Origin of the sequence: Nostoc sp., from assembly GCF_036917675.1 — a bacterium.
Lineage (GTDB): Bacteria > Cyanobacteriota > Cyanobacteriia > Cyanobacteriales > Nostocaceae > Nostoc.
The window spans coordinates 247,962-271,083 of sequence record NZ_JBALCT010000014.1 but is presented as its reverse complement, the minus strand read 5'-3'; the positions used below and the strand labels follow the sequence as shown (position 1 = coordinate 271,083).

At 42.1% G+C, this 23,122-nt stretch carries 21 protein-coding genes; 12 read left to right on the top strand and 9 right to left on the bottom strand.

Going from position 1 to position 23,122, the window contains the following annotated elements; genetic code table 11:
• Positions 1-626 precede the first annotated feature (626 nt).
• Positions 627-1,361, top strand: a complete 735-nt coding sequence (locus tag V7K31_RS05065) for a cysteine hydrolase family protein (RefSeq protein ID WP_335092948.1) — start codon at positions 627-629, stop codon at positions 1,359-1,361.
• 238 nt (positions 1,362-1,599) lie between these two features.
• Here V7K31_RS05065 and V7K31_RS05060 read toward each other — a convergent pair whose 3' ends face one another.
• From V7K31_RS05060 to hemE, 3 genes are all read right to left on the bottom strand, one after another.
• Complete coding sequence (locus tag V7K31_RS05060) at positions 1,600-3,198, bottom strand: B12-binding domain-containing radical SAM protein (RefSeq protein ID WP_335092947.1); 1,599 nt, start codon at positions 3,196-3,198, stop codon at positions 1,600-1,602.
• Positions 3,199-3,397: 199 nt separating this feature from the next.
• Positions 3,398-4,354: an NAD-dependent epimerase/dehydratase family protein gene (locus V7K31_RS05055; RefSeq protein WP_335092946.1), complete on the bottom strand. Its 957-nt coding sequence runs from the start codon at positions 4,352-4,354 to the stop codon at positions 3,398-3,400.
• Positions 4,355-4,526: 172 nt separating this feature from the next.
• Positions 4,527-5,588 carry a uroporphyrinogen decarboxylase gene (gene hemE, locus V7K31_RS05050; RefSeq protein WP_335092945.1) on the bottom strand — a complete coding sequence of 354 codons (1,062 nt, stop codon included), beginning with the start codon at positions 5,586-5,588 and terminating at the stop codon, positions 4,527-4,529.
• Between the two features lie 146 nt (positions 5,589-5,734).
• On the opposite strand from hemE, the gene V7K31_RS05045 reads away from it, so the two are divergent.
• The 3 genes from V7K31_RS05045 to V7K31_RS05035 all read left to right on the top strand — a co-directional run bounded on the left by V7K31_RS05045 (position 5,735) and on the right by V7K31_RS05035 (position 8,148).
• Positions 5,735-6,454, top strand: a complete 720-nt coding sequence (locus V7K31_RS05045) for a hypothetical protein (RefSeq protein WP_335092944.1) — start codon at positions 5,735-5,737, stop codon at positions 6,452-6,454.
• Between the two features lie 314 nt (positions 6,455-6,768).
• On the top strand, positions 6,769-7,011 hold the full coding sequence (locus V7K31_RS05040; RefSeq protein WP_335092942.1) for a type II toxin-antitoxin system RelE/ParE family toxin: 243 nt from the start codon (positions 6,769-6,771) through the stop codon (positions 7,009-7,011).
• Between the two features lie 102 nt (positions 7,012-7,113).
• A complete protein-coding gene (locus tag V7K31_RS05035) occupies positions 7,114-8,148 on the top strand; it encodes an isochorismatase (RefSeq protein WP_335092941.1) in 1,035 nt (344 codons plus the stop codon).
• Here V7K31_RS05035 and V7K31_RS05030 read toward each other — a convergent pair.
• Positions 8,123-8,251, bottom strand: coding sequence for a hypothetical protein (locus V7K31_RS05030; protein ID WP_335092940.1), 129 nt, complete (start codon positions 8,249-8,251; stop codon positions 8,123-8,125). The genes V7K31_RS05035 and V7K31_RS05030 overlap by 26 nt on opposite strands.
• Positions 8,252-8,302: 51 nt before the next feature.
• Positions 8,303-9,196, bottom strand: a complete 894-nt coding sequence (locus V7K31_RS05025) for a LysM peptidoglycan-binding domain-containing M23 family metallopeptidase (RefSeq protein ID WP_335092939.1) — start codon at positions 9,194-9,196, stop codon at positions 8,303-8,305.
• Positions 9,197-9,414: 218 nt separating this feature from the next.
• Here V7K31_RS05025 and V7K31_RS05020 point away from each other — a divergent pair, with 218 nt between their 5' ends.
• Complete coding sequence (locus V7K31_RS05020) at positions 9,415-10,623, top strand: HhoA/HhoB/HtrA family serine endopeptidase (protein WP_335092938.1); 1,209 nt, start codon at positions 9,415-9,417, stop codon at positions 10,621-10,623.
• Between the two features lie 298 nt (positions 10,624-10,921).
• Here V7K31_RS05020 and V7K31_RS05015 read toward each other — a convergent pair whose 3' ends face one another.
• The 3 genes from V7K31_RS05015 to ispD all read right to left on the bottom strand — a co-directional run bounded on the left by V7K31_RS05015 (position 10,922) and on the right by ispD (position 12,861).
• Positions 10,922-11,269, bottom strand: a complete 348-nt coding sequence (locus V7K31_RS05015) for a DUF760 domain-containing protein (protein ID WP_334942727.1) — start codon at positions 11,267-11,269, stop codon at positions 10,922-10,924.
• A 237-nt stretch (positions 11,270-11,506) separates the two neighbouring features.
• Positions 11,507-12,043, bottom strand: a complete 537-nt coding sequence (gene scpB / locus V7K31_RS05010) for an SMC-Scp complex subunit ScpB (protein ID WP_335092937.1) — start codon at positions 12,041-12,043, stop codon at positions 11,507-11,509.
• A 134-nt stretch (positions 12,044-12,177) separates the two neighbouring features.
• Complete coding sequence (ispD, locus tag V7K31_RS05005; RefSeq protein ID WP_335092936.1) at positions 12,178-12,861, bottom strand: 2-C-methyl-D-erythritol 4-phosphate cytidylyltransferase; 684 nt, start codon at positions 12,859-12,861, stop codon at positions 12,178-12,180.
• 69 nt (positions 12,862-12,930) lie between these two features.
• On the opposite strand from ispD, the gene V7K31_RS05000 reads away from it, so the two are divergent.
• Positions 12,931-13,890, top strand: a complete 960-nt coding sequence (locus V7K31_RS05000) for a glycosyltransferase family 9 protein (protein ID WP_335092935.1) — start codon at positions 12,931-12,933, stop codon at positions 13,888-13,890.
• 290 nt (positions 13,891-14,180) lie between these two features.
• Here the strand turns inward: V7K31_RS05000 and V7K31_RS04995 are convergent, their stop codons facing one another.
• Positions 14,181-15,587, bottom strand: coding sequence for a response regulator (locus V7K31_RS04995; protein ID WP_335092934.1), 1,407 nt, complete (start codon positions 15,585-15,587; stop codon positions 14,181-14,183).
• Positions 15,588-16,329: 742 nt separating this feature from the next.
• On the opposite strand from V7K31_RS04995, the gene V7K31_RS04990 reads away from it, so the two are divergent.
• The 6 genes from V7K31_RS04990 (at position 16,330) to lhgO (ending at position 22,876) form a co-directional block, all read left to right on the top strand.
• On the top strand, positions 16,330-17,004 hold the full coding sequence (locus tag V7K31_RS04990; RefSeq protein ID WP_300415531.1) for a vWA domain-containing protein: 675 nt from the start codon (positions 16,330-16,332) through the stop codon (positions 17,002-17,004).
• A 169-nt stretch (positions 17,005-17,173) separates the two neighbouring features.
• Positions 17,174-17,308, top strand: a complete 135-nt coding sequence (locus V7K31_RS04985; protein ID WP_335092933.1) for a hypothetical protein — start codon at positions 17,174-17,176, stop codon at positions 17,306-17,308.
• 83 nt (positions 17,309-17,391) lie between these two features.
• Positions 17,392-18,174 (top strand): PP2C family serine/threonine-protein phosphatase, encoded by a 783-nt coding sequence (locus tag V7K31_RS04980; protein WP_335092932.1) that lies wholly within the window; start codon positions 17,392-17,394, stop codon positions 18,172-18,174.
• Between the two features lie 57 nt (positions 18,175-18,231).
• Positions 18,232-20,400 (top strand): tetratricopeptide repeat protein, encoded by a 2,169-nt coding sequence (locus V7K31_RS04975; protein WP_335092931.1) that lies wholly within the window; start codon positions 18,232-18,234, stop codon positions 20,398-20,400.
• A 328-nt stretch (positions 20,401-20,728) separates the two neighbouring features.
• A complete protein-coding gene (gene rfbF, locus V7K31_RS04970; protein WP_334824195.1) occupies positions 20,729-21,502 on the top strand; it encodes a glucose-1-phosphate cytidylyltransferase in 774 nt (257 codons plus the stop codon).
• A gap of 159 nt (positions 21,503-21,661) precedes the next feature.
• Positions 21,662-22,876 (top strand): L-2-hydroxyglutarate oxidase, encoded by a 1,215-nt coding sequence (lhgO, locus tag V7K31_RS04965; RefSeq protein ID WP_335092930.1) that lies wholly within the window; start codon positions 21,662-21,664, stop codon positions 22,874-22,876.
• Positions 22,877-23,122: the final 246 nt, after the last annotated feature.

The following is a 23,122-nucleotide window of genomic DNA, read 5'->3' as shown; positions in this document are numbered from 1 at the left end:
CTCTGAGACTTTTATTTATATTGCGATGATACGTATTATGGTCAGGCGACTTGCATAATTTTTGACCCGCTTCAACTTTTAAAACATCCTCTTAAGTTCTAACAGCTATGCTTTGGCAAAGTCAATCTTTATTTTGGCTTTTATTTGTATATTTAAATAGCTCTTTATTTAAAGTATTTTTACTGAATAATAACCTTAAATAAGAACTCATGTACTGTCATTATAACTCAGCATTTAAACTTAATAGATAATGAGACTTTTATCGGAAACTTATATTTTTTACTAAAATTAGATGTGCAATTTTGATAGTTAAACGCCAAAACCTCAACCTGTATAGGTTACGAACGTAAATAAGTAGGACTTACGTAAAACTACACGCAAGTAGGGGAATTTATGAATCATTGGTGTCAACTTAAGCTAGAAATAGCTTAACTCTTAGCTTCGTCACCCGCCTTGAACTTATGAAGGGCAGCAACAGAAGCCACTGCATTGGACAGAGGTGGCATTAGCCAAGTTTCCTCAGCAAATAGGTAATTTATTTCTGCGCGATTCCTTAGTCAAAAAATATTACAGAAAGTTAAGCGTGTTTTGGGATATGCAAATGGGTAGCGGCGGCGTGAGAGCCTGTGCAACTTGTCACTTCCATATTTGAAAATAGAATTAATAGAAGAACTATCATTCACGGTGCTATCACCTTGACAGGAACATTGGCAGCCGTCCAACTTGGCTCCGCTAAGAAAGCGCAGGCGCAGTCTACTTCATTAAGCCAACGTAAAGGGATTTTGTTAGCGGTAGATTTACAAAATGGCTTTTTGATCACACCTGAATGTGAAGCGGTTGTGCCAAAGGTGGTTGATAATGCTAGTAAGTTTTATCAGGTTTGGGCAACTCGCTTTTTTAACCGGAATCCTAACTTCTCACGTCAACTCAACTGGAACGAAATGGTGTCTGGACAGGAAACAGAGCTTTCTAAAACCTTAATTCCGGTTGTCAGCAAAACGTTTGATAAGCCTTCATATTCTCCAATTTCAACTACTCTGCTCAAAGTAAATATTGTGTCCCGTTTCCTTTTTTTTCATGCTCATGCTCCTACTTCTTTTGTGATGTCACCTGCCCTGCTCCAAGCCTTGCAAAATAACGCTATTACTACAGTTGCAGTGTGTGGAGTTGATACAGACGCTTGTGTGATGGCTACAGCTTTAGGACTCTTTGATGCTGGATTTGAGACGTTCGTAGTATCAGATGGCTGTGCTTCTAGTGGTGGGCAGGAATATCATGAAGCGGCGATTAAAATATTGAAACGCAATATTGGAGAGAAATATGTGATTCCTTTTAGCGAATTACCTGCAATGTTATTTTAGTGTATTAAGAGGGTGTTTGAAAAGTTATGAGCGGTAAAAATTTATGCTAAACGCTCTATTGACATTTATCCAAAAGACTTACCTGCACTGCCTCCTGCTATTTTTTAGTTCTGTCGAACTCACGTTGTCATTAATTATTTTTGTGTGTACCTTACCTGTACGGAAATCACTATAGACTTTTAATTGAGAACGGGTAATAAGTAACTTCTTTACTATTACTTATTACCCGTTACCCCCCTTAACTGACTACCGCTTCAGCTTTTTTCTCTACTTTTTCCTTCACTAGCACATATGGCTTTTCCGTACCTTGTGCTAGATATTCCGCTAGCTGACTTTCAATTTGATCGCGCACAATTTGGCGATACTCTAGAAAATGCTCGTTGTGGGCACAGGCGGCAATATAATGCTCAACAACTCCAGGGTTCCGCTTGATAATGCTGAACAAATGATGCCAGAACTTCCAACGGGTTTCTCGTTTGATGCCTTGTCGCCAAATTACAATTAACAGCGCTTTCACAACTATCAACTCTGGCATTTTTGCTGGCGCTTTCCAACTCGGCAAACCCATCATCAAGAAGCAACGATAGGTACGATCCAAGTATTGTACTGGGTCATATAAAGTACAAAATGCCTCAATATATTCTCGTGCAAGTTCTTCCAGGGGACGGGTGGGGAGGAAGTTCATCAATGTTGTCTGGTTGATGTTAGCACTTTCGTTTTCCCGTAGTCGTCCTTCTTTTTTCAGGCGATGCCAAAGCGCGGTGTTAGGTAACGCTTGCAACATGGCAAAGGTAGTAGAAGGAATAGCTGCTTGTTCTGCAAAGCGGACAATGCGATCGCCTGCGCCTGCTTTTTCGCCATCAAAACCGATAATAAACCCAGCCATTGGGCGTAATCCCGCTTTGGTGATGGTTTCCACTGCCTCAGTTAGGGAACTGCGAGTATTTTGAAACTTTTTGGTCATTTGCAAACTATCCTCATCCGGCGTTTCGATTCCCAAAAACACCGCCGCAAAACCACACTCAACCATCAACTCCAACATTTCTGAGTCTTCTGCTAAGTCAATCGAAGCTTCTGTGTCAAATCGGAAAGGATACTTATGTTCTGCCATCCAGACTTTTAACTCTTTCAGCAACAATTTCACATTTCGCTTGTTGCCAATAAAGTTATCATCCACCATGAACACACCCCGCCGCCAACCCAATTCGTAGAGGTAATCTAACTCTGCTAACAGTTGTGCTGGGGCTTTGGTGCGTGGTTTGCGCCCGTAGAGAACAATAATGTCGCAAAATTCGCACTGGAAGGGACACCCGCGCGAAAACTGCACCGACATCATGTCATAGGCATCCAATTCTAATAAATCAAAGCGGGGTATTGGTGTGCTTGTGACATCAGGTTTTTCTGTGGCGCGGAAAGTGCCAGATGTGTCTCCCCTTTTTATTGCCTCAATAAACATGGGTAACGTGATTTCCCCTTCATCCAGAATCAGAAAATCTGCGCCAACATTTTCAACTTCATGAGGTACAGAGGTGGGGTAGGGACCGCCAACTGCAACTAGCTTGCCACGTTTTTTTGCTTCCTGGATTTGGTCGAGTAAATCTTGTTTCTGGACAATCATCGCGGAGAGAATTACTACATCTGCCCATGCCCATTCTGCTTCTGTTGCTGGGCGGATGTTGCGATCGACTAGCTTGAATTCCCATTCTTGGGGCAGAATCGCGGCTACTGTTACTAAACCCAGAGGTGGTAATAAAACTTTGCGATCGACTAACTCTAAGATTTTTTCATAAGACCAAAAGGTTTTGGGAAATATCGGATACACTAACAAGATTCGCATGTAGTATCAATCCTCACACTTTGATTGTTATCCCACTCTAACGAAAATAAAGAGTTATTGACTTTTTATTAAAGCCTCCTTTCTAGGTTCTACCTGGAAATGCACCTCATTGCGGCTCTGGCGCAAGTCTTGAGGCGGCAGCCCTCTCATAGGCATTCCCAGTCTCTGACTGGGAACGAGACAAAGAGTTATTGACTATTTAATTAGCACGTTCAACGCCACTAATTTTTAAAACATCACTCATGGTTGCACAATAATTTGGCAAGCCGAAACTATCAGGATTGATGAAATTTTCATAGGTGAAATGCCGATAGTTCATGCAAAACCGATCCCAAGCGGCCATCTGAATGCGGAACAGAACAATAATCAAATTAGCCAATGCTAAAGATATGGGAATGCGAAAGTAAATCTTTTTGCCCAAATAAGCACAAACTTCTTCTATTGCTTGATCAGCAGTTAACTGCGCTTGACCTAAAACAAAGCGACGTGGTTGATCATTTTTGGGAGGATGATCAATCAAATATCGCACGACAGAAGCAATGTCTTGTCCGTGGATAAAGTGAAAACTGCCGTCTGCTTCCAAAAAGCGAATCAAATTAATATATTTCGTAACTTCGGGAATGCCAGATGTGAGGTGAGAATAGGGTTTATTGGCATCACCGCCCACTACTAAAGTCGGAAATACTGTGGTAATTTTGGGTGCGATCGCTAATTTTTCTTTTTTCTGTAAGCAGTCATATTTTGAACGGATGTAATCTGTCCCAATTTCACCAGCTTCTTTTAATGGTTGATTGTACCGATCCAAAACGCTAGCTGTCGAAAAATAAATTACCTGCTGGCAACGTTCTGGATCTAGCAGTTCCAGCAACTCTATAGTCTTGACGACATTAATATCAAATGTCTCATCTCCACCCCAAGCTGTAGCTGTGAGTACCGCCGTATCAATTGTGGATAGCAAATCGGAAAACTGGTGAATATTTTGCATATCACCTTGTAAAACGTTGATGCCTGAACGTGCTTTGGTATCAACTTGCAGTTTGCTTGGGTTCCTAACTAGGAGATACAGTTCGTGATCTGTTTCCTTAATTAAGGCTTCTGTTAAATAATGACCTATACAACCACTTGCACCAGTCACTAAAATCCGTTTCTGGCTCATAGAGAATTTATCAAAATTTAGGAGTTAAAAGTGAAGAGTTAAAAATGAAGTTAAAAGTTCCGAATCGTAACTGATAATTTATCACTCTGGAAATTTTAGATTTTGAATTTTGAATTTTGGATTGAAATAAGAATCTAAAATCTAAAATCTAAAATCTAAAATTGAATGACTCCTAACCTTTAACTCCTGCAAGATTCAATTCCTTTGCGGTTTCAAAGAAAAAAGCAACATTTTCTTCGGGAGTTTCTGGTAAGACACCGTGACCGAGATTGAGAATGTGACCCCAATTGCCAGCTTTGCGAACGGTATCGAGAATGCGATCGCGGATAAACTGTTTAGAGCCGAATAGTACGCCTGGATCAAGATTTCCCTGAACTTTGACTTGTTTACCCAATCTGGCTCGTGCGTCTGCCATATCCACTGCCCAGTCTACACTGACAATATCAGCGCCAGATTGTGCCATTCTTTCCAACACACCCGCACTACCGCTAACTAGCAGAATCAAAGGTGTATCGGGATGGGTTTGCTTGACTTGCTGGAAAACTCTCTGCTGATAGGGGAGAGCAAAGGTGTCATAATCTTGAGGACTCAATTGACCCGCCCAAGAATCGAACATTTGCACAACTTGGGCACCAGAATCAATTTGATACCGAGCATAGATAGCGATCGCATCTGCTAATTTAGCTAACAGTTGATGCAGTATTATCGGATCTGAAAATGCCATGTTTTTGATGATGGAGTAGGTTTTAGAACCTTTTCCTTCTACTGCATAAGCTGCTAACGTCCACGGCGCACCCACAAAGCCCAACACCGTTGATTTATCGCCTACTTCCGAGCGCAGCGCTTGCAAAATGGTTTTGATAAATGGTAGAGCTGCTTCTGGTTCTAAAGGACGCAAAGCATCAATTTGTTCTTGAGTGCGGAGGGGCGAGTGAATGATTGGCCCTTTACCTTCGGCGATGTCCATGTCAATGCCCAAACCAGGTAATGGGGTGACAATATCAGAAAATAAAATTACTCCATCTGGCTCAAAAGCTCTCCACGGTTGCAAGGAAACTTCAATTGCTACATCTGGAATTTCCGAGCGATCGCGAAACGAAGGATACTTTTCTCTTAAGTCTCGATATGCTTTCATATATCGTCCCGCTTGTCGCATCATCCATACAGGGGGACGATCTACTACTTCACCACGAGCAGCCCGTAAGAGATGAGGAGTCGTTGAAGAAACACCCATTTATTACTTCATCCTAAGTCACAATTTTTATGCCACTGTTTAGCTTATCATTCTGGGATTACGCTTTATCAGCAAGTTTTGAGTAAAAGGGGAGGGGGAGTAGGCTACGCTCATGGCAAGCCTACTCCGCACTCCCCTAACTTCCTATGCAAACTGACTCTAACAGTCCCGATCATGTTGCATCTACTAATAACGAGCCTAACCCAGTCAAGTTTTTGATTCCGCGATCGCAGCGACAGAGGTTCTTTATTCAGTTTACCTTAATGACCCTAATTGGATGGGTTGTGGGTGGCGTTGTCAGTATTGCCTTAGAGAAAATTATTCTCCAAAGTCTCTCACCTAGCGTTGCTATCCAACCACAAACATGGAGTATTTTGGTTAGAAGTTTCAGTAACGTTGTATTTGCCGTAATTTTTGCTGCTGACCAGAGCCTTGTCCTTTCCCGATATTTACCGAGTTGGCAGTGGATATTTGCTACTAGTGTAGGTTGGCTGATTGCCAATGGTGTTTCTACAGCCTGGATTAACGACATTTCATCCATAGTCTCATCATCTCTTGAAGATACTTTGATTTTGGGATTTCTGTCAGCGATCGCATATATAATTTCTGGAATTTGGCTAGGGATTTGCCAATGGCTGGTATTGAGGCGATATACAGCAGGCATTTGGTGGTGGAATTTTTTACCCTCAATTTCTTTCTTATTAATCAGTATTTTGGTTTGGTTGCTTTTTGTTATACAAGTATTGATTGCAGAAGCAAACCGTAATTTTATATTGTATTGGAGTGGACAATTATTTACGGCAATGATTCTGGGAGTTATACCAGCAATTGGCTTGTGTACATTGAAAAGAAATTCAGATCGCTAGACTAGTAGTCTGTCAAGCTAGTTTTGAGGATTTGTAGTAAGCACTTTAATGCTTAGAAAATAATGACTGAAGTCCTTACTACGAACTTGCTTACCCATCAATTTAAACTTGACAGACTACTACTATTTAGGACTAGCCCTTTCAAGGTGTATTAATGTTCTGTGTTTTCTGGGCTAAAATCTTAGCAGTTGAGACATGGGGCTTGTTCTTAAGATAAGTTCGTTTTGGTTGAGCAATCTTTGGGCCTCTTGGGTGTATGCTCAAGGTAATGTCCGGCGTGGTTCAGTTGCAGATTTGATGGCGGAGTTGGACGAGTGAAAAATTTGGTTTGGAGTCCGACTTTTATTCGTGCTTTTAAGCGTGTAGTCAAGAAAAATCCTGAGTTCAGTTCTCAAATTGAGCAAGTATTACAACAAATCGCTGAAGACCCATTTCAACTGAGTTTACGTAGTTACAAGCTAAAAGGTGATTTATCGGGTAGATACTCATGTTCAATTGATTATCGTAATCGGATTTTATTTAAATTTGTTATAAATCCTGAATCAGGAGAGGAATAAATTTTGTTGCTAACTTTAGGTTCCCACGATGACGTTTACTAAATTTAGCATTATTTTTAACTAAGGTAAGCCTAATAATTAGAAAATAAGTACAGATTTTAGATGAATACTCAAATAGCAACCCAACTACCCATTCCCGCACATTTTAACTCTGAAGAAGTGGGCGAAGTCTGGCGTGTACCTTACCAAGAACGTGCCGCCGAAGCTGAAATCTGGGCAAAACAACACTATATCAAACCTGCATCTTTAGATAAAACCACCATTTGCTTACTATTAATTGATGTCCAAAATACCTTCTGTATTCCTGGATTTGAATTATTTGTAGGTGGAAAATCTGGAACTGCGGCGGTGGATGATAATGTCAGATTATGTGATTTTATCTATCGCAACTTGGGAGTAATTACAAAAATTGTACCCACTTTAGACTCCCACACAGCAACGCAAATTTTCCATCCCATCTTTTGGGTGAACGCCGCCGGGGAACATCCAACCCCAGCAGCGACTAGCATCACTGCTAGAGATATCGAACAAGGTATCTGGAAAGTTAACCCAGCAGTTGCTGACAGTATTACTAATGGCGATTATGACTTATTAGAAAAACACGCTTACCATTATGTTAAGCAACTAAGTCAAGATGGGAAATATCCTCTCATTGTTTGGCCTTATCATTCTATGTTGGGTGGTATTGGTCATGCTTTAGTTCCATCGGTAGAAGAAGCGATATTTTTCCACTGCATTGCGCGTCAGAGTCAGACACAATTTGAAATCAAAGGTGAAAATCCCTTAACAGAAAACTATTCAATCTTACGTCCAGAAGTGTTGGAAGATTTTGAGCAACGTCCACTTGCTCAAAAGAATACACGCCTGATTAAACAACTTTTAGAATTTGATGTTGTCATTATCGGTGGTCAAGCTAAAAGTCACTGTGTCGCCTGGACAATCGACGATTTATTAACAGAAATTAAACAGGTAGATGCTACCCTTGCTCAAAAAATCTATCTACTAGAAGATTGCACCTCCCCCGTTGTAGTTCCCGGTGTTGTAGACTACACAGAACAGGCAGATGCAGCATTTACAAGGTTTGCAGAAGCAGGAATGCACATTGTCAAATCTAGCGAATTTGGGAATTGGGCATAGGGCATTGGGCATTGGGCATTGGGCATTGGGCATAGGGCATGGGGCATGGGGCATGGGGCATGGGGCATGGGGCATGGGGCATTGGGCATTGGGCATGGGGCATTAATTATTCTCCCTCTACTTCTTTATTCCCTACTCCCTATTCCCGACTTCCTCATTTCTTCAAATAACCCTTTGGATCTTCGGCTACCCAACCCAGAGATGAGCTAGAACGCACTTCAAAATGGAGATGGGGTTGAGTGGAACTTGGTTGCCCACTGGTACCTACAGTTCCCAGTATGTCTCCTTTTTTCAGTTGCTGACCGACAGTAACTTTGATATTGTCAAGTTGAGCATAACGGCTTTGGAGTCCGCCACTGTGGTTAATTATGACCAAGTTGCCATAAGTACCTTGCTCGTTGGCAAAGGCTACGGTTCCAGGCGCGATCGCTAACACATTAGTACCAACTGGTGCTAATAAGTCAACACCACTATGAAAGAAAACTTGACCTGTCGCCGGATTAATTTGCCACCCGTAAGCTAATCCGATAGTTGCCACTTGTGCTAACGGATATCCCGACAGGGATGCACGGTTTGGCGTACCTGCATTAGTAGGTAAAGGGGACTTAGTTACAACACCATTCGGCGACCAATTTACCCCCGGAACAAACACAATTCTGGGGTCTTGTTGGCAGCCATTAACCTCAAAAAGGCTATCAGCACGAACTTTGTATTGTGCCGCCACTTGTCGCCAAGTTTCACCGCGAGGCACTTCGACTACAACCCCATTGTAGGGAGGAATTTGAAGTACACTACCAACGGTGGGCATCGCACTATTCTGTAAAGCTGGATTCATGCCGATAATAGTTGTAGGTATGAGATTGTAGCGCTGCGCTATGCTCTCCAAAGTTTCGCCACGAACAACTTTATGGCGTTGGAAGCGAGATAAGGCTGGAGTTGGGCAACCACTGACAGCAGCGTTGGCGCTGTTGGTGTTTGGCAGTATGCTTACTAGGCCTGAGGCGCTAACTAAGCTACACAGAAACAGTTGACGAAAAGGTAAAGTCATGTATACAGGTCAAGAGCGCATTAACTTTAGATTTTAGATGGGAAGAGTGTGGATGAGGGAGTTTTGTTAGCGGATAGCTAACTACTTCGACATCGCTCAGTACAAGTCAGTACAAGTGCCTAATGGCCAATTTCTAGTAAATTGATCTATCCACTTGCCGTTAGCTTGACTACACTTAGAAATTAGCAACTGCATTGCTGTCCTTGAGCAAAACGATTATGAAGTTATCATTAAAGCAACTGGCGATTTATGTGTTTTTATTGGTGTTCGGCTGTGGTGCAGGTTTGTTTGGCAGTCGCTATCTCCTGCTACAAAATCCCTCGTTCCAACAATTAAGAAATGTAACAATAGCTTCGCCTCCAGAATCTGTAGTTCCGAATTCTCCTAATGGAGCGATTGGGGCTACTGGGGGCGATAATGTGAATTTTATTGCGACGGCAGTGCAAAAAGTTGGACCAGCTGTGGTGCGAATTAATGCCACCCGCAAAGTCGCCAATCCGATCTCTGACGCATTAAAAAATCCCCTCTTGCGGCGATTCTTTGGAGAGGATGAGGAACCAATTCCTCAAGAACGGATTGAGCGCGGTACAGGATCGGGATTTATTTTGAGCGAAGATGGAGAATTACTCACCAACGCTCATGTGGTAGCAGATACAGATACAGTACAAGTCACCCTCAAGGATGGCCGGAGTCTAGAGGGGAAGGTGGTGGGAGTTGATTCTGTGACAGATGTGGCGGTAGTGAAAATAAAAGCAAATCATTTACCGATTGCGAAGCTGGGCAATTCGCAAAACTTAATACCAGGAGAATGGGCGATCGCTATTGGCAATCCTCTGGGTTTAGATAATACTGTCACTATTGGCATCATCAGCGCCACCGATCGCACCAGCGCTCAAGTTGGTGTCCCAGATAAGCGAGTCACCTTTATCCAAACTGATGCCGCAATTAACCCTGGTAATTCTGGTGGTCCGTTGTTAAACGCCCAAGGCGAAGTGATTGGTATTAACACTGCCATCCGCGCTGATGCTCAAGGACTCGGTTTCGCCATCCCTATTGAAACCGCCGCCCGCGTCGCCAATGAGCTTTTTACTAAAGGGCATGTGGATCATCCCTTCTTGGGTATTGAAATGGCAGACCTTTCTCCTACCAGAAAACAGCAAATTAATCAAGAAAATCAGCTCAACATTCAGCAGGAAGCTGGGATTGTCATTAGAGGAGTTACAGACAATTCTCCAGCCAAGCAAGTAGGACTTCTTCCTGGAGACGTGATTCAAAAAGTTAACACTAAACCCGTCAAAACCTCAGCCCAAGTACAGAAGTTGGTAGAGTTCAGCAAAGTTGGGGACATATTAGCGATCGAAGTCAACCGCCGCGATAAAATTCAAACGTTCAAAGTGCAATTAGGAGCTTATCCTGAAAGGAAGTAGTCAGAATAATCCCAGAATGTTTGACTACTGAATATTGATCCAAAAGTTGGGTTTAAAACCCCGTGCTTCACGCAATGCTTTATATTTACCAGCATTGGATTTGCCACGAATATGTTAAGATACTAGTTAGTACCGATGGACAGTCGGGAATCCAAAACGCCTATGCAGACGGTTTGCTCTTGTACTGAGGTATCAGATATCTCAGTCTAGGTCAAAGTCGAAAACCCGTAAGGGAGCAACTAGGAAATCTTTGAAGTGATTCTTAGAGAGCTTCCGCACCAACAGGAAAGGAGTCATGTCACTGACCATTAGACAAATGCTCTAACTGCATTCTTTGTTCCATCTGGCGCAAAAAATACCCCGTCATCATGGCCGACGCTAGAAGCCCAGCTAAGTTTTCCCGATCTGTTGTGATTTGCACGTTGAAATTTTCTGCGGGGAGCATTCCCACTAGCCCTTGGACATTTTGGGAAATGATTTGCTTAATTTCGGGGCTGGCGGACTGAGCAATCCTAGCTAAAACATCAGGAGACTGATGCTGTAGATATTTGAGCAACTGATTGGGGTATTGCTCAAAGTGGTCTGAAAGAAGTTGATTAGGGTGTTCCTCAGAGTTGTCATTCAAAAAGTCAGGATTAAACACCATTGGCAGTTTTTTTTAGCTTAATTGCTAACTCTACTCTAAACCATAGTACAAGAGTAGCGCATTCACCACAGGTATAAGTCATTGGGCATTGGGCAATTCAATTTTGGATTTTGGATTTTAAATTTTGGATTAAATTTCAATCTAAAATCCAAAAGCGTTCGACTGACTTGTACTGAGCTATGTCGAAGTAGCGATCACGCCGAAGTCTAAAATCTAAAATTCTTGCTTCCCCACTCCCTACTCCCCACTCCCCACTCCCTCTAGTTCTAGTTCTAGTTGTTCTTCCTTCTGGTTGGTGGAAAGTATTTGCGGGAGCTGTTCGATTTGGAAATACTGATGAAATTTCGGGGTTACTTGGAGTGAGTAGGAGCGAGAATCGCTGTCTCGGCGCTTGCGGATGAAACCAAGTTCGACGAGTTCTGGAACGTGCTGATATACTCCTGAACCGCGCAAGTTAATTAAGTCGCTCTGGAGTATGGGACTATTAAGGGCGATCGCTGCTAAAGTCCGCAATGCACCCACACCCAATTCTACTGGTATCATAGTTTGCACCAAATCATGAAAGTCAGACCGTAGTTGCAAACTATAACCATCTGGGGTTTCTACTACCTCTAGGGCGCTATCTCGGTGGGCATAGTTGTCCATGAGTTCAATTATCCCTTCCTTAACAGTGGCGCGATCGCACGCGGCATACTCGGCGATTTCGCCGAGCGACAAGGGTTTACCCTTTAAATAGAGAATCGCTTCTATCCTCGTCGCTGTGGCTGTAATCATTTAGTTATTGGGTATTGGGTATTGGGCATTGGGCATTGGGCATTTCAATTTTGGATTTTTGATTTTAAATTTTGGATTAAATTTCAATCTAAAATCCAAAATCTAAAATCTAAAATTCTTGCTCCCCCACTCCCTCAAAAGCCTCTAGTTGTAAGAATAAATTCTGCGATCGCTAAATCTTGGGGAGTAGTCACTTTTAAATTTGTCTCCTCTCCCTCGACAATTCGGACTTCGATGCCGCACTTTTCAAATAAAGCGGCATCGTCAGTTACTTCCCAACCTTGACGGACACCTTCAGCATGGCACTGTTTCAACAACTTGACATCAAATCCTTGGGGAGTTTGTGCCGCCCATAGTTGTCGTCTGTCGGGTGTTTTTTGAATTATGCCTTGTTTATCGACAATTTTGATGGTGTCTTTGACGGGCACACCAGCAATTAAACCGGGACAGTGACGAATAGCCTCGGCACAAGAATTAAATAAATCTGGTGTGGCCAGACACCTAGCCCCGTCGTGAATCAAGACTTGTTCTGCGGCTACTGGTAGCCCCTGCAAGCCATTGTAAACAGATTCTTGGCGGGTGGAGCCACCTTGAATCAATTCCACTGGTTTAGTCAGCTTCAGATTGGCGAGAATTGCTTTGAAATCAGACCAGTCAGTAGGTTGAGAAATAATCCCGATCCAACTGATTGTAGTGGCGGCTTCTGCGGCTAATAGAGTCCAAGCAATAATTGGTTGCGATCGCACTTCTAGAAGGAGTTTATTGCGGTTACTCCCCATTCTTTTTCCCATTCCCGCAGCTGGAATTAGTAAATACACAGAATTCCTCAATCTTTAAGCTATATATTTTCCCCTAAAATAGGGAGCGAGTAAGCGTCAATAAATATTATGCGAGTAGTAGCCCTTGTACCTGGCGGAATTGGCGACCAAATTCTCTTCTTTCCGACTCTAGATGACCTGAAGCGCCATTACCCTAACGCTCAGATAGATGTCGTTGTTGAACCCCGGTCAAAGGCTGCCTACCGAGTGAGCAAGTCAGTTCACGAGGTACTGACCTTTGATTTTCAAGACCGTAACAGTCTGGCAGATTGGGGTAACTTGGTGGGCACAATTCGCGATCGCGAATACGATGTGGCCATTGCTGGGAAGCAAAGTTGGTTCGTGGGTCTTTTACTGTGGTTGACGGGAATTACTGTACGCATTGGCTACCAAGGCAAAGGCTCGGTTTTTCTTAACCACGCTGTGCCGTTTAAACCATCCCAGTATGCGGCAGAAGTATATCACGATTTGCTGCAACCATTGGGCATGACAACCCCTGTCCCAGAGTTAGCAGTAAATGTGCCAAAACCAGATATTGAGTGGGCAGAAAAGGAACAAAAACGTTTAGGGGTGCATGAAACAGGCTATATCTTGATTAATGGCGGTTCTGGCCAGTTATCCCAGGCTAAAGAACTGGATAAAATCTACCCTGTCCAAAAGTGGCAGCAAATTATTCAAAACTTCCAACAAAAGCAGCCGGATCTGCCTGTGGTGGTCATTAAGGGGTCTGACGATGAGCAGTTTGTGCGATCGCTTCTGGAGTCTTCTCCAGGTATCAAGGTGACAGCCCCAGATGATATTGGCAAGTTAACTGCCATAATTGCTGGGGCAAATTTAATGTTATCTACTGATAGTGCGGCACTACAACTGAGTGTTGCAGTTCAAACTTATACCATCGCCCTATTTGGCCCCACTGATCCAGCGAAGTTGTTGCCGAGAAACGATAAATTCTTGGCCATTCAATCCCCCACGGCAAAAACGGCGGATGTTTCACCAAACGCAGTTTTAGAGAAAATTTGGGGTGGCTAAACCAGCAGTTTGCCCCAATTTCTAGGTTTCTTTCTGGGATAATCGGTAAGAAATTCATAGTCTGCGGTAGCGCATTCCGTAGACTTTAAACAAAGCTCAACGCCTACGCACAGGAATAGCTGGATTGGGTGATAAGCCTACACTGTATTGCTTACAGTCAGTGTAAAAGTATGTCACTTATGCGTTTATTGAATGACCGCAAAACCTGGGCCTGACAGCTATATTTTGCGGTTACATCATGTCCGAATAATTTGGTCATTAGCTCAAAGTCGTTAGATTTTGTGGTTAATTTAAGTCAAATGCATGAAGACTATTTTCAGTAAGTCGGTGCGGGTAAATGGTTTAGTAAGATATCCAGATGCCCCTACCAGTTTCGCTTTTACTTTGTCTACAATTCCTTTATTCCCGGTGACAAAAATAATGGGAGTCTTCTGAAAGATTAAATTATTTCGGATAATTCGACACAACTCATAACCATCAATTCCTGCCATGTTTAAATCCAGCAAAATTAAGTCCGGTTTGTGCCTGATAATTGACAAAGCGGCTTTTACTGGATCGTTAATAGTCACTACAGAAAAATTTTCATTTTCTAAGAAATAGCTAATTGCTTTGAGAATTGTGCGGCTATCATCTACAGAAACGATTTTGTGGACTTTTTCTGCCGTTACAGTAGCAGTCGTTACTCTTTGGGAAGCCGGATTTATATTATTTGATATTGTTGGTTCCTGAAAGTTGGCTTTTACAGGAGCAGAAATCTGTAGTAATCGCTGAACAGGAGCTATATTTTCTTCAGAAATATTTTGGTAAGAGTTGACAGTGATAGTTAGTTTCTCTTTGGCGCCAACTAACTCTGTAATTAATTCTGGGAAAAGCGTAGGCGTAGCCCGTCGTAGACATCGCTCCTCAAATATTTTTGGTAATTTATCAAATGGTGGATCAGGTTCATGCAAGATAATCGCACCATTAACAATGTAAGGGTATAAATTGCGAGCCACTTCGATTTCATCTTGATTCCAAATTACAGCCAGATGACACAGGCTAAAACCCTTCATCCAATTAGCTAAATATGGCTGGAGGTTTGGTAAATATTTCTCCTCAATTTTGCTATTAATCAACAGATATGGACGTTGATATTGAGAAGAAATTTTGGGAAAAGAAGCTTGCCAATTATCTAATCGTACTTGACAAGCTTCGAGAATTTTTTCTAAATCTAGCCGACAATTTTTTGGCGTTCTATTCAGTAGTTCTATTAATTTATAAGTACCTTCTTTGATGAGCAAAAATGATTCAATCACCTCTTTAACTAATTCTTGAACCAGCACTGCTGCTTGGGTAGAATGTAGATGTTTTTCACTAACAAGCCAGGATATAGCCTGATACTCAGCAGGGCAGCTTCTGGAATTACTATCATGTTCGATTAACTGACTGTGTGAGTCAGGTTCAAACATCAGACGTAATTGAACACGAACCTCGCTAGTAAGCAGTGGAATTTGGTGGCTGAGGCGACGCAAATGGCGTTCTAATCGATCAAAAGGTTCCACCGAATGGGTAGCGTAGGTTATTTTGCCCTGTTCTAGGTAAATCGACCAATAAACTGAGTTACTCAATGCTTGCAAACAAGTACTGTCGGAGCAATTGGATAACTGTCTTAACAAACTTACAGGACGTAGTGTGGTGAATGCACCAGAATTATTCATATTTTTCAAGTTTTTTACGGAATCAACAACCGAACATTTGTAAATTGAAAATAGTAAATTGAAAATATGAGCTATGAAGTATTCTCTTGTTTGTAATATTTCTCTACGTACAGATTATTTATCTTAAAAAATGTATATTAAAAATTATAAAATTTATAACTTTTTTGTTACATTTGGCACGTTCTACTTACAGATGAAAAACAAGTAGGTGGGTATGAATAAAGGTAAATGCTGATCATGGCTAGACTATCAGTAGATGTTAATTGCTTCTCAGCTATACTCGCTATCGACAACTATTAGCTGAAGACCTTAATAATGACGTTTATTTATGCCCACTATCTTCAAGAGACAAATTTGATTCCAAGTTCGCGCAGTTACACTGATATAGTTCTAGAGCTAATGAACTTAATTATGGTTAATCACTTTTCTCTAAAGGAACGGTTCTCCTACATAAAATCTTTAAAAACTTATCTAGGAAAGTTTACGTATTTATTGTACTGTAGGTTTAATGGATATAAATTTTTGGTAGATAGATTACAACAGCTAATGCTGGGTTTTGATAAACTAAGCTGTACTCCAGTTCATCTTAAATATATAGAGAACTTCATGAAAATAATTTGTTTAATAAAGATTAGAGCATCTACAACTAGATACTATATTCTGTAATGGCCTCGGCAACTGGAACTATATACTCTAAGAGAAGGAAAATAAAGCTTTGAACTTTAACATAACACAAAAAGTTATGCATGATACATTAAGACTTGATGAAGTAGTAGAATTTGCTGAGAACCCAGAACCACGTTGTCCTTGTGTGCTGTTACTAGACACATCTGGCTCGATGCAAGGAGATCCGATTGAGGCTTTAAATCAGGGTTTACTGAGTTTAAAGGATGAATTAGTCAAAAATTCCTTAGCTGCCAGACGGGTAGAAGTGGCGATCGTCACTTTTGATAGTAATATCAATGTCATACAAGATTTTGTGACTGCCGATCAATTTAATCCACCTATTTTGACAGCACAGGGTTTGACTACGATGGGTGCAGGAATTCATAAAGCTTTAGACATAATTCAAGAGCGGAAATCTCAGTATCGTGCCAATGGGATTGCTTACTATCGTCCTTGGGTATTCATGATTACCGATGGAGAACCCCAAGGCGAGTTAGAGCATGTGGTAGAGCAAGCATCCCAGCGCTTACAGGGGGACGAAGCCAATAAGCGCGTAGCATTTTTTACAGTAGGTGTAGAAAATGCGAATATGACGCGTTTAAATCAAATAACTGTGCGTACCCCCCTGAAGCTGAAAGGATTAAATTTTATCGAAATGTTTGTTTGGCTATCAACTAGTATGTCAGCTGTTTCTCATTCGCAGGTGGACGAACAGGTAGCACTACCGCCGATTGGTTGGGGGACTGTTTAAGTGAACTGCCCCGCCGTAAGACGGACGGGACTTCCCAATTCATCAGGAATAGCCTCCAGAACTTCGTAGTTCTATTGGTCTTACATTCCCTCCAAGGGCAGGAGTCTTGGTTCCCAAGACCCAAATCTTCTTCTTGTAACATATACCTGAAAGCTAATGGTTTTCGCTTATGGCATTGATGGTCAAGATAATACTTAGTCTACCAGAAAAGGTGATTCGTCATACATCTGGAATTGGTTTTTACAATCGTATTAAATCAATTCCAGATGCAATCCTCATCACCCGCTCACAATCCCCATCTTAGGAATACCTTGAAGATGGGGACTTCCGCGACCCGTTAAAAATCGCAGCTTGATGTTTACACAGCTAGCTGCTGGCAAAAAATCTATGAACATATCAAAACAGATTACTCAATGGCGGATTGTGGCTGCGTCTGTATGTGGTACAAGTCACTTAAAAAACAAGCAGTTATGTCAGGATGCTCATCACTGGCAGATATTGTCAGATAATATTTTGGTGGCCGCGGCAGCAGATGGTGCGGGTTCTGCAAGTCTTGGGAAAGTGGGAGCGATGATTGCTGTGGAGACAGCAATAGAAAACATTTCAACCATTGGGCTGACGCCAAAAATGTTGGATGATGATGCCTTGGTGCGATCGCTCTTAAATCATGCCATACTAGCGGCTAAAAAAGCTGTGGAGGCTGAGGCGGCTAGTTGTGACAAACAGCCTCAAGATTTAGCAACTACCTTAATTATGATGGTCGCCACACCAGAAGTTGTCGCTGTGGCACAGATAGGTGATGGTTTGGCAGTGGCAAAAGATAGCATGGGCAACCTCCTGGCACTGACTATACCTGATAGCGGCGAATACATTAACGAAACCACTTTTTTGACTTCGCCTACTGCCTTAAATGCAGTGCAGATGAGATTATGGCGCACAGACATCGTAAATGTTGGTATTACAACCGACGGACTACAAATGCTGGCTTTGAATATGGTTGTTGGCGAACCTCACAAACCGTTCTTTTTTCCCCTGTTTGAATTTGTAGCCAATACCAAGGATAAGACCGAAGCCAAGGAGCAGTTGATAAAATTTTTACGCTCAGAGCGGATTACACAACGCACTGATGATGATTTGACACTGATTATAGCTGCATTCAACGACTCATAAGCAATACATCTACAGGTTTCACATCTTACAATAACTCCCGTTAGCGGTAATTTCATTATGCAGGTACTACGTTGTTCCCCTAGAAAAGAAATTCTCAGCCTCAATGTCAGTTTGGGGCGTGGCGGTGAAGCTTGTGTTTATGCAGTGCCATCCGATAGCAACTTGGTGGCGAAGATTTACCACAAGCCAACGACTGCCCACGCTGATAAACTCCAGGCGATGCTTGCCAACCCGCCAGAAAACCCGACGGCGAGTTTGGGGCATATCTCTATCGCTTGGCCAGAGGATTTATTACGGGCGGCAGATGGCAAAAATAGCATCCTTGGCTTTTTGATGCCACATATTCAGGGGATGCGTCCAATTATCGACTTTTACAACCCCAGAACTCGTCGCCAACACTGCCCCCTATTCAACTATCAGTACCTGCTCCGCACGGCTCGGAACCTGGCGGCAGCTTTTGCAGCTTTGCACGCTAGTGGATATTGCATTGGTGATGTCAACGAGTCAAATATTCTCGTCAGTGACACTGCACTGGTGACTTTGATAGACACAGACTCTTTCCAAGTACCCGACCGAAACAATAATGTTGTTTATCGCTGCCCAGTAGGTAAACCAGAGTTTACCCCACCAGAACTCCAGAATAAAACTTTTGCCCAGCACGATCGCGAAATCTCCCACGATTTATTTGGGTTAGGGGTGCTAGTATTTCAACTCTTAATGGAAGGCACCCACCCATTTTCGGGTATTTTTCAAGGTGCTATTGAGCCACCGCCCTACGAAGCCCGCATTGCATCAGGTCATTTCACTTACAGCGAAAAGCGGCACGTACCCTACCTACCTACACCCATTGCACCGCCTTGGGAAATTCTCCATCCCAGCTTACAGGAACTATTTGTCCGTTGTTTTGAAGCGGGTCACAACAACCCACTGCTGCGTCCCAGTGCCCAGAATTGGCTCTCAGCAATAGCTGAAGCCGAAGATTCCCTGATTACCTGCACGACAAATCCCCAGCATCGCTACAACAACCACATGCGTAGCTGCCCGTGGTGTGAACGTACCGTGCGATTAGGCGGACGCGACCCCTTCCCATCACATCGGGCTATAGAAGCTAAAGAACATCTACAACCGCGAATCAAAGCGAAAAAGCACTACACCCAGACACCGCGTTTTCCACAGCGAGCCATGTCACCGCACCTAGCTAATTATTGGCAACCAGTAATTACCCAAAACCGTTCACCTTATAAAGCTTTCAATAAGTCAAGATTGCACCCGATTATTTTATGCGTTTTGGGTTTTGGTTTATTAGGATATGCGGACGTAATGATTAAATTTACTCAGCCGTTCATTTCCCAAAATGCTTACACCCAACAAACATTGAAGTCTCGCCAGACAAATAACATCCTCAGCTTCACTGATTATTATCAGCAGGGTGACGCTGCTTACAAAGAGCGAGACTATGAAAAAGCAATTGCCAACTTTACTGAAGCAATTAAACAACAACCTACACATGCCATAGCGGTTGTAAATCGCGGCAATGCTCGTTATAACCTGAAAGACTACGAAGGAGCAGTTGCAGATTATAGCCAAGCTCTGACAATCAACCCCAATCAAACCAAAGCTCTGGTAAATCGGGGCAATGCCCGCTATATGCTCGCTGAATATAGCAACGATCCTGATCAAGAGTATAACCTAGCGATCGCTGACTATAATCGGGCTATCGGTCTGGATAGTAATGAAATTGAAGCTTATCTTAGACGGGGGATTGTCCGCGCCCAAATGGCTAAATATAGCGGTGAATCTCAACAAGCTTACAAAAGAGCGATCGCAGATTTTTCTGAGGCAATAAAACTTAATGTATCCAAAGCCGAAGCTTACTTTCAGAGGGGTGCTGTCTATTATCAAATTGCTCAATATAGTAGCAATTATGAGCAAGAATATAATCTAGCGATCGCTGACTTTAACCAAGCATTAACTATTAGCCCCAAACTAGCAAAAGCATATCTCAAACGAGGTATGGTTCGCTATGAACTGGCACAATATGGCGGTAGTCAATCTAACAAAAACCAGGCGAAAGCTATCGAAGATATACAGGCATCTACCAAAATCTTCCTTGAGCAAGATGATATGGATAATTATCAGCAAGCACTCAGCAACATGTGTGTAGTCGTAGAAAACAAATGTGATCCTTTATTCCAAACCTCAAGTAATGTGGAAAAAACTAACTAAAAATAAGTAAGTTTTGTTACTGAAATATTATTAGTTTTGATTTAAAAAATCAAACCTGACTAGGGTTAGCGCCAGCTAACCCTAGTTATTTTATGGGTGACATTTTTATTTAATTGAGTAATTTTTTTCCGTATTTATAAATATTCATAGAGCTTTTATATAGAAAAGATTTTAATTTATATTTACTTCATAATTTTGCCGAAAATTAAAGTTAAATTATTGACTGAGAATAAAGAAATCAGAAATCAATTTTTCTCTATCTAAGTGCATCCTCTTCATCTCGATAAAGTCAAATAACAATATCCCTACAAATCTCCGAGGTAATTGCATGAAAGCGGTGATTTTGGCTGGAGGGCTTGGTACACGCCTCAGTGAAGAAACTAGTATCAGACCGAAGCCGATGGTTGAGATTGGTGGTAAGCCAATTCTCTGGCACATAATGAAAACTTACTCTGCTCACGGCATAAATGATTTCATCATTTGTTGTGGTTACAAAGGTTACATAATTAAAGAGTATTTTGCTAACTATTTCTTACATATGTCAGATGTTACCTTTGACATGCGATTTAACCAGATGAACGTGCATTCTGGTTATGCTGAACCCTGGCGTGTCACCTTAGTAAATACGGGTGATAATACAATGACGGGCGGACGCTTAAAGCGAATCAGCGAACATGTTGGTAATGAAACTTTTTGCTTCACCTATGGTGATGGTGTAAGTGATATTAATATCACCGAGCTAGTTAGGTTTCATAAACAACAAAATACCTTAGGAACACTCACAGCCGTTCAACCAGCCGGACGTTTTGGAGCCATTTCTTTAGGATATGAGCAAACTAAAATCACCAGCTTTCGAGAAAAACCTGAAGGTGATGGAGCTTGGATTAATGGCGGTTATTTTGTGTTAGAACCAGAAGTAATCAATTTGATTGCTGATGACTCTACGGTGTGGGAGCAAGAGCCATTAGAAAAGCTAGCCGATATGGAACAGCTATCTGCTTTCAAACATGATGGTTTTTGGCAACCGATGGATACTTTACGCGATAAAAACTATCTAGAGGGGCTATGGAACACCAATCAAGCTCCTTGGAAAGTTTGGTAAGAGAGGAGTTAGGAGTTTGTAGAGACGCGAATAATCGCGTCTGGAGTTTGGAGAGACGCGATTATTCGCGTCTGTACAGGAGTTATTAGTTATTAATTCGATTTAACTCCTCACTCCCCACTTCCTAGATTTACTGTAATTTTAAGTGTGATAATACTAATGTATGATTTTGCAATTATTGGTGGGGGAATAGTTGGACTCTCTACAGGGTTGGCTTTAGGAAAACGCTATCCAAATGCCCGGATTTTAGTACTAGAAAAAGAGAGCCAATGGGCATTTCACCAAACCGGCAATAATAGCGGGGTGATTCATTCTGGTATTTACTACAAGCCAGGGAGTTTCAAAGCAAAATTTTGTCGTGATGGTTCTCGCTCTATGGTAGAGTTTTGTCAAGAGCATGGAATTGAGCATGAAGTTTGTGGTAAAGTAATTGTTGCAACTGAAGAACAAGAGCTACCACGCTTAGAAAATCTCTACAAACGTGGCTTAGACAATGGCATAGAAGTCCAGAGAATCAGCCCGGAAGAAGTCAAGGAAATAGAACCTCACGTAAAATGTGTAGGTGGACTTCGGGTATTCTCAACTGGTATTGTTAATTACAAGCAAGTTTGTTTGAAATACGCCCAGTTAATTCAACAACAGGGTGGAGATTTACACCTGAATACAAAAGTTCTGAAAATCTCCCCAAGTGGGAAAAATCAGGTACTGGAAACAAACAAGGGTAACTTTGAAACGCGCTTTGTAATTAATTGTACGGGATTGCATAGCGATCGCACCGCAAAATTGGGTAAAGTTGAACCACAAGCAAAAATCGTCCCATTCCGGGGAGAATACTACGAACTAACCCCAGAAAAACGTTATTTGGTCAAGACACTAATTTACCCAGTTCCCAATCCAGATTTTCCCTTCCTGGGTGTCCACTTTACTCGGATGATTGATGGTAGCGTCCATGCAGGCCCAAACGCGGTTCTGTCGCTCAAACGCGAAGGTTACAAAAAAACCGACTTTGACCTGCGGGATTTTCTTGAAGTCATCACCTATCCTGGTTTCTGGAAATTGGCAGCAAAACACGCTGATGAAGGCATCCAAGAAATCATTCGTTCCTTTAGTAAAGCGGCCTTCACCAGAAGTTTGCAAAAACTAATTCCCGAAGTCCAAGCAGAAGACTTAGTTCCCACCCATGCAGGAGTTCGCGCTCAAGCCTTAATGAACGATGGCAAGCTTGTAGACGACTTTTTGATTGTTTCCGGTCAAAATTCCATTCATGTTTGCAATGCTCCTTCTCCTGCTGCCACATCTTCTCTAGAAATCGGCAAAGCGCTAGTCACACAAATTCCCCAACTCTCGCGTTTAGATAATGTAGTAACTGCATAGATATCATAGTTACTTCCGGTGCTGCTGAATTAAGGGATGAATATTGTGGGGTGAGCATCTTGCTCGCCCAGAAATACAAAGATTGCCCATCGCACAAGAAAAAAGTGTAGTGCATCAATTAAGAATCCCTATAGAGTGCTGCTACCCAATGAGTAAGCCTGCAAAAGGTTTTAGTAACTACCTAATAACAGTTAGCCTCATATATAGCACTTCTCAGTTGATTCAAATAAAGACCTAACCTCTAGC

Bases quoted from the DNA above. Each gene is read 5' to 3' on its own strand.
- V7K31_RS04990 (WP_300415531.1), top strand. From the start codon at position 16,330: ATGCATGATACATTAAGACTTGATGAAGTAGTAGAATTTGCTGAGAAC.
- V7K31_RS05035 (WP_335092941.1), top strand. From the start codon at position 7,114: ATGAATACTCAAATAGCAACCCAACTACCCATTCCCGCACATTTTAAC.
- scpB (WP_335092937.1), bottom strand. From the start codon at position 12,043: ATGATTACAGCCACAGCGACGAGGATAGAAGCGATTCTCTATTTAAAG.
- V7K31_RS05020 (WP_335092938.1), top strand. From the start codon at position 9,415: ATGAAGTTATCATTAAAGCAACTGGCGATTTATGTGTTTTTATTGGTG.
- V7K31_RS05015 (WP_334942727.1), bottom strand. From the start codon at position 11,269: ATGGTGTTTAATCCTGACTTTTTGAATGACAACTCTGAGGAACACCCT.
- V7K31_RS04985 (WP_335092933.1), top strand. From the start codon at position 17,174: ATGGCATTGATGGTCAAGATAATACTTAGTCTACCAGAAAAGGTGATT.
- V7K31_RS04995 (WP_335092934.1), bottom strand. From the start codon at position 15,587: ATGAATAATTCTGGTGCATTCACCACACTACGTCCTGTAAGTTTGTTA.
- lhgO (WP_335092930.1), top strand. From the start codon at position 21,662: ATGTATGATTTTGCAATTATTGGTGGGGGAATAGTTGGACTCTCTACA.
- rfbF (WP_334824195.1), top strand. From the start codon at position 20,729: ATGAAAGCGGTGATTTTGGCTGGAGGGCTTGGTACACGCCTCAGTGAA.
- V7K31_RS04980 (WP_335092932.1), top strand. From the start codon at position 17,392: ATGAACATATCAAAACAGATTACTCAATGGCGGATTGTGGCTGCGTCT.
- V7K31_RS05055 (WP_335092946.1), bottom strand. From the start codon at position 4,354: ATGAGCCAGAAACGGATTTTAGTGACTGGTGCAAGTGGTTGTATAGGT.
- V7K31_RS05000 (WP_335092935.1), top strand. From the start codon at position 12,931: ATGCGAGTAGTAGCCCTTGTACCTGGCGGAATTGGCGACCAAATTCTC.
- V7K31_RS05060 (WP_335092947.1), bottom strand. From the start codon at position 3,198: ATGCGAATCTTGTTAGTGTATCCGATATTTCCCAAAACCTTTTGGTCT.
- hemE (WP_335092945.1), bottom strand. From the start codon at position 5,588: ATGGGTGTTTCTTCAACGACTCCTCATCTCTTACGGGCTGCTCGTGGT.
- V7K31_RS04975 (WP_335092931.1), top strand. From the start codon at position 18,232: ATGCAGGTACTACGTTGTTCCCCTAGAAAAGAAATTCTCAGCCTCAAT.
- V7K31_RS05030 (WP_335092940.1), bottom strand. From the start codon at position 8,251: ATGCCCCATGCCCAATGCCCAATGCCCCATGCCCCATGCCCCATGCCC.
- V7K31_RS05025 (WP_335092939.1), bottom strand. From the start codon at position 9,196: ATGACTTTACCTTTTCGTCAACTGTTTCTGTGTAGCTTAGTTAGCGCC.
- V7K31_RS05045 (WP_335092944.1), top strand. From the start codon at position 5,735: ATGCAAACTGACTCTAACAGTCCCGATCATGTTGCATCTACTAATAAC.